Annotated in this window: 6 protein-coding genes; 4 read left to right on the forward strand and 2 right to left on the reverse strand. The window is 40.3% G+C overall.

The genetic code is table 11. The annotated features are described in order from the left end of the window. Window positions 1-366: 366 nt before the first annotated feature. Window positions 367-756 (reverse strand): hypothetical protein, encoded by a 390-nt coding sequence (locus K245_RS0120580; RefSeq protein ID WP_027360679.1) that lies wholly within the window; start codon window positions 754-756, stop codon window positions 367-369. 1,460 nt (window positions 757-2,216) lie between these two features. Between K245_RS0120580 and K245_RS0120595 the strand changes: the two genes are divergently transcribed. From K245_RS0120595 to K245_RS0120610, 4 genes are all read left to right on the forward strand, one after another. After that, window positions 2,217-2,549: an Ivy family c-type lysozyme inhibitor gene (locus K245_RS0120595; protein ID WP_027360681.1), complete on the forward strand. Its 333-nt coding sequence runs from the start codon at window positions 2,217-2,219 to the stop codon at window positions 2,547-2,549. A gap of 211 nt (window positions 2,550-2,760) precedes the next feature. Further along, window positions 2,761-3,042: a type II toxin-antitoxin system Phd/YefM family antitoxin gene (locus K245_RS0120600; protein WP_027360682.1), complete on the forward strand. Its 282-nt coding sequence runs from the start codon at window positions 2,761-2,763 to the stop codon at window positions 3,040-3,042. Further along, a complete protein-coding gene (locus tag K245_RS0120605) occupies window positions 3,039-3,329 on the forward strand; it encodes a type II toxin-antitoxin system RelE/ParE family toxin (protein ID WP_027360683.1) in 291 nt (96 codons plus the stop codon). The genes K245_RS0120600 and K245_RS0120605 overlap by 4 nt, the downstream gene beginning before the upstream one ends. Further along, complete coding sequence (locus K245_RS0120610) at window positions 3,329-4,156, forward strand: LTA synthase family protein (RefSeq protein WP_027360684.1); 828 nt, start codon at window positions 3,329-3,331, stop codon at window positions 4,154-4,156. Before K245_RS0120605 ends, K245_RS0120610 begins: the two co-directional genes overlap by 1 nt. A 549-nt stretch (window positions 4,157-4,705) precedes the next feature. Here the strand turns inward: K245_RS0120610 and K245_RS27905 are convergent. Continuing rightward, window positions 4,706-4,942 carry a hypothetical protein gene (locus K245_RS27905; RefSeq protein WP_156906867.1) on the reverse strand — a complete coding sequence of 79 codons (237 nt, stop codon included), beginning with the start codon at window positions 4,940-4,942 and terminating at the stop codon, window positions 4,706-4,708. Window positions 4,943-4,968 lie beyond the last annotated feature (26 nt).

Below are 4,968 nucleotides of genomic sequence, written 5' to 3' on the forward strand. Positions count from 1 at the left end.
CACCTCCAGAATCAGGAACGCGAAAAAAGGCAAAACGTTTTTACTAATTATGCCTAAATATAGGCATAGTAAACGCTTCAAAAGCTAACAAGTCGCCCAAGCTGACGCCGACACGCACCGATTTTTCCAGTAAAGCAGCGGCGGCGCAGCTTAGCTCACCGTTGTGTGTTTAATGTCGGATGGCCAGCGCATAAATTTTTCAACGATTAGGATGTTGGAATTTCAAGCGCACTGAAATTCAGGCGTTCGGGAATTGGTATTTTTCCTTGGCCAGTTGCAGTTCACGGCAAAAATGCTTGGCATTGAATCCTTTTCAGCTCTTTGGCAAACTCAGGCTTTTTCTCGTTTGGCAACGCTTTCAAAGCATCAAGGCTGAAAACGTCGCATTTTCTTCCGGGCTCTCATAAAAGTCGTGTTTAGGTCGCATACACGACCAATGTGTTTTAACCTTATGTTTTTAAAGATTTTTTCAAAAAAACGGTCATTTTTTCGCAACTCTATGATTTTAAAGTTTTTTCTATTTGCAGCTTTTTTAGGTCTGTGTTTAGGTTCGTAAGGTAACGCTGTCGTGGATTTCAGCGTTTCCAGCAGTTTTAGCCTTCGGGCCGCAGTTTCTAAAAGTCTGGTGTATATTGGTTGCATACTTTCAGCTGTTTTCATTTTCACAAAGTTTTTTGGCAGTTGCTTTTCAGCATTTTCAAAGAATCTGGAGTTTTCAGTTCTTAAATGCTGTAAAGCACACAACAATCCGCTCAAGCCGACCCGAGTAGGCGTGGTTGGTTTCCGGCCAGCGTAACGGCGGGCGGCTTAGCTATCCGTTGGAAATCTGTTTCCGGGGTATTGCCCGGTTTTATAAGCTTTCGCGCTCTGGCTCAGTTGGCAAATATAAGTGGTTAAAGCTTTTGACTTTTTTGCTTTGTCACTCGGGTAAATTGCTTGGCTTTTTTAGCTCTGTATTTCCAGCTTTGCGCTATAGTTTTTTGGCATTTCCTCAGCTTGCAGTTGTTTCAGCTTTATTGGTTTTGCCTTTTTTGCGTGGAGTTTCTGGTTTTGCGGTAAAGCAGTCTTGGTTCATTAGTTTTTGCTTTTGTTGCTGTGTCTGTTTTAAAGCTGTTGCGGGGTCAGGCTTTTCGGGGTTGCTCCATCAGCTTTTTGTTAATGGCAGCGCTGTTTCCTTTTAGCGCCTAATTTCCAACAAGTCGCCCAAGCTGACGCCGACACGCACCGATTTCACCAGCAAGGCAGCGGCGGCGCAGCTTAGCTCACCGTTGGCATGCTGAGGCTTTGCAGTCGTTAACCCGGTACTTTTTAGTTGGCAGTTTTATATCTTTGATGCTATCGCCAATTTTAGCACTGTTGAAGTGAATGGCTTTTTACGCTATGTGGCTCAGAGTAAGGCGTTTGACTTTTCAGGAGTTTCTCCAGTCATTCAGAGACAGGTTTTCACCAGCAATTGCAAAAGTAATATGGTAACTCATTTGGGTTTTGCTGTTTTCTGTTTTTATGTTCTGGCAGGGTAACTTCAGGTCGTTGGTTGCCCTAAACTGTTTAATAGTCTGGCATTGATTTTTCAACCGCAGTGCCAACAAGTCGCCCAAGCCGACGCCGACACGCACCGATTTTTCCAGTAAAGCAGCGGCGGCGCGGCTTAGCTCACCGTTAGACCCTCTTAAATATGGATTATATACTTATAACATTATGGGTTATCGCGCTAATATGCATTATCAGTTTGCATTTCATTGATGGCTACCTTATTACCCGCTTGAAAAAGGATTATCCATCTGAATACGAGAGATCTGGAAGTCCTATTCCTTTCCGAAATGATTTTAAATCATTTACGTTTATGTTTTATTGCCTTGATCGGGATTATCAGTCCATTCCAGATAAAGATTTAGTATATTGGTTTAACGTTGAACGTAATCTAACAATTGGGTTATTTTTTGTATTGATATCGTTCATTATGTATTGTTTCATTGCCTTTGTTATATTCGATTAAGCTTAATATAATATAAGGTTTTAATTTGTGGGGTCTAACAAGTCGCCCAAGCCGACGCCGACACGCACGGTTTTCACCAGTAAAGCAGCGGCGGCGCGGCTTAGCTCACCGTTAGATAATATTCAAAACTAAGGTTCTCTATGATTCAAAAAGCTATTTATGCAATGTGCCTTATTGCTCTCCTATGTGTTCATGCACAAGCCCAAGAAGGTGTTATGGCATGGGATTTTTAAAAGATTCAAAGTTCAAAAAAGCATACTTCACAGCCCTTGACATAAAAAAGTCCTCAAAATGGCTTACCAAGCTTGATGGCCCGAGTTCTCCAGCAAAAAAAATAAATATTGATGGAGAAGAATTTTATTCTATAAATTCTTGTCAAAACCATGCTTGTGACACGGACAATATCATTATTCTCTATTCTCCAACATCAGGTAAATTATTCGGAAAGCTTTCTGAAAATGAGCGCATAAGGCTAATAGGTTCACCACAAGGCAAAGTATTAGAGCAAATAGATAAACTATATGGTGATAGATTTTTAAAAACATCTAAATAAGAATTTGGCAAGAGCATAACTTCTACTTGGTAGAAGTTGCTTTTATTATCTAACAAGTCGCCCAAGCTGACGCCGACACGCACCGATTTCACCAGCAAGGCAGCGGCGGCGCAGCTTAGCTCACCGTTGGGCAAGCACCTATCCCTATAGTTTTTCTTTGCTTTAAATCACTCTCAATGGTACTTTTAAAGATACAATTAGGAGGTGTTCTATGGGCAAGCTAATGGAAATTATTCCGGTAAGTGATTTGAGGCAAGATGCTGCAAAAATTTTAAAGCATCTTCAAGATTCAAATTCTCCATTAATAATAACGCAAAGGGGTCGAGCTGCGGCTGTCATGATTAGCGTTGAGGCCTACAACCAGTCTGAGCACGACAAAGAGCTTCTACGCATTTTAGCAAAAGGAGAGATGGAAATTGAATTGGGAAATGGTAGCGATCTTGATGCCGTAATGGCTGAGGCGGATGCGCTACTTGCTCAGGAGCCATTGTGAAAGTCAAGTTTACCCCTTCAGCCAGAACTCAATTTTTGTCTGCGCTTGCTTATATCCGTAGAGATAAGCCATCTGCGGCGATAAGCTTTAGAAATTTGGCGGAATCTGTTTTGAAGAGGCTTGAAGACTTTCCCGAATCGGGCAGGATTATACCAGAATTCCCTGCATTATCTTTCAGAGAAGTCATTGTGTCTCCATACCGTTTTTTTTATAAAATCCAAGGTGATGTAGTCTGGATCGTTGGGGTATGGCATGGCGCGCAAATCCCGCATAGACCATTGCCTTAATGCCCAACAAGTCGCCCAAGCCGACGCCGACACGCACCGATTTTTTCAGTAAAGCAGCGGCGGCGCGGCTTAGCTCACCGTTAGCCAATAAATATCACGAAAGGGAAACCCTCTTGATAGAACTTCAAACTTCCTTGAGACTGTTTTTTTGGGGAGGAATTCTATGCTTAGTAGATGCAACGATTCAAAAGTCATCAGAATTAGGATATGCCTTTAGATTTGATATATTTAATGACTCGATTGGTATGGCTCTATTCATATACGGGTTATTTAAGCTCAAAAAAATCAGTCAAGAATTCAACATCGATAAGCTCCGATTTTTTTTGCTTTTTATTTCTTCTGCATATTTTTTAGTTACTATTCACTATCATGTAATATATTCAGTGCCTAATCCACTATTTGTAACATTGTCACTGATTAACTATTGTTTTTATTCAAGTTTTTTAATTGCCTGTTTTATCATGATTAAAATTTTTAAAGGTTTGAATCTTAGATGGATAGCCATCTTATGGTGTATTAATCTTTGCTTATTTATAGTCTCTATCCTTGCAGAGTTAATAATTATGTATATTTCTAATTTTAATTCAACTTTTAACTTAGACTTTTTTTGGAACGTCAATCCTATTGTAAATACATCAATTTTTGGTCAGTCTTATTATTTCTATAGGCCGCCGTTAGTTCAACTAATTCATTCAGTTCCATTTATTTTTAGTTTACTATTTTTGTATTTATCAAAGAAAAACATTACTATATTGGCTAACCAGTCGCCCAAGCCGACGCCGACACGCACCGATTTTTCCAGCGAAGGCAGCGGCGGCGCGGCTTAGCTCACCGTTATACCTTTGAAGTTTTAATACATTATGTGGCCATTTAATCAAAAAAGAATGCTGCTTGGGAGTGAAACAGATAAGCTTCTTATTAAAAAACTTGGGGTTATTCTCAATGACATGAATGCAACTCTAATAAGATCAAAGCATTATGTTGTTGGCTCACAAGATATCAGTATTAATCTATTCAAAATTGGAAAATTTCGGTTAAAAGTGATCCAAGAAACTTATGAAGGACTGGTTATTAAAGGACATAAGTCTTTAGTCTCTTTGATATCCCAAAATATAAAAAAGTAAAATTTGCACGGTATAACAAGTCGCCCAAGCCGACGCCGACACGCACCGTTTTCACCAGCAAGGCAGCGGCGGCGCGGCTTAGCTCACCGTTAGGAGGTCTATTAATGCAACCGATACTTTGCCCTTTTTGTAACAAAGAACTTTATCGCATAGGCTTAATTCAAACAGACCCACCTGTTTATGGTAAAAATAAAACAAGCCCCCAAATGGATCAAGACAGCCAAGGCTTGTTTATAATTTGTACCCATTGCCTCAAGAAAGTTGCTCTTGATCAGGAGGCACACCAACCAGGAATTGGTATCCGAGTTTCTGATATTCAGAGATACGCTCTTGATTAGTAACTTCGCCATGAACCGGGCAACGCAAAATATTGTCCCATAAATATAATGGGTTTTTGTTGCCCTGCTCCCAACAATCAGGGCAACCGTAAAAAGATGTTTTGCGGTCGCCGTTTATAAAAAAGGAAACCATTTCTGTTTCTAAGCCCATATTTCAACCTCCTAACAAGTCGCCCA

Origin of the sequence: Desulforegula conservatrix Mb1Pa (assembly GCF_000426225.1) — a bacterium.
Classification (GTDB): Bacteria; Desulfobacterota; Desulfobacteria; order Desulfobacterales; family Desulforegulaceae; genus Desulforegula; species Desulforegula conservatrix.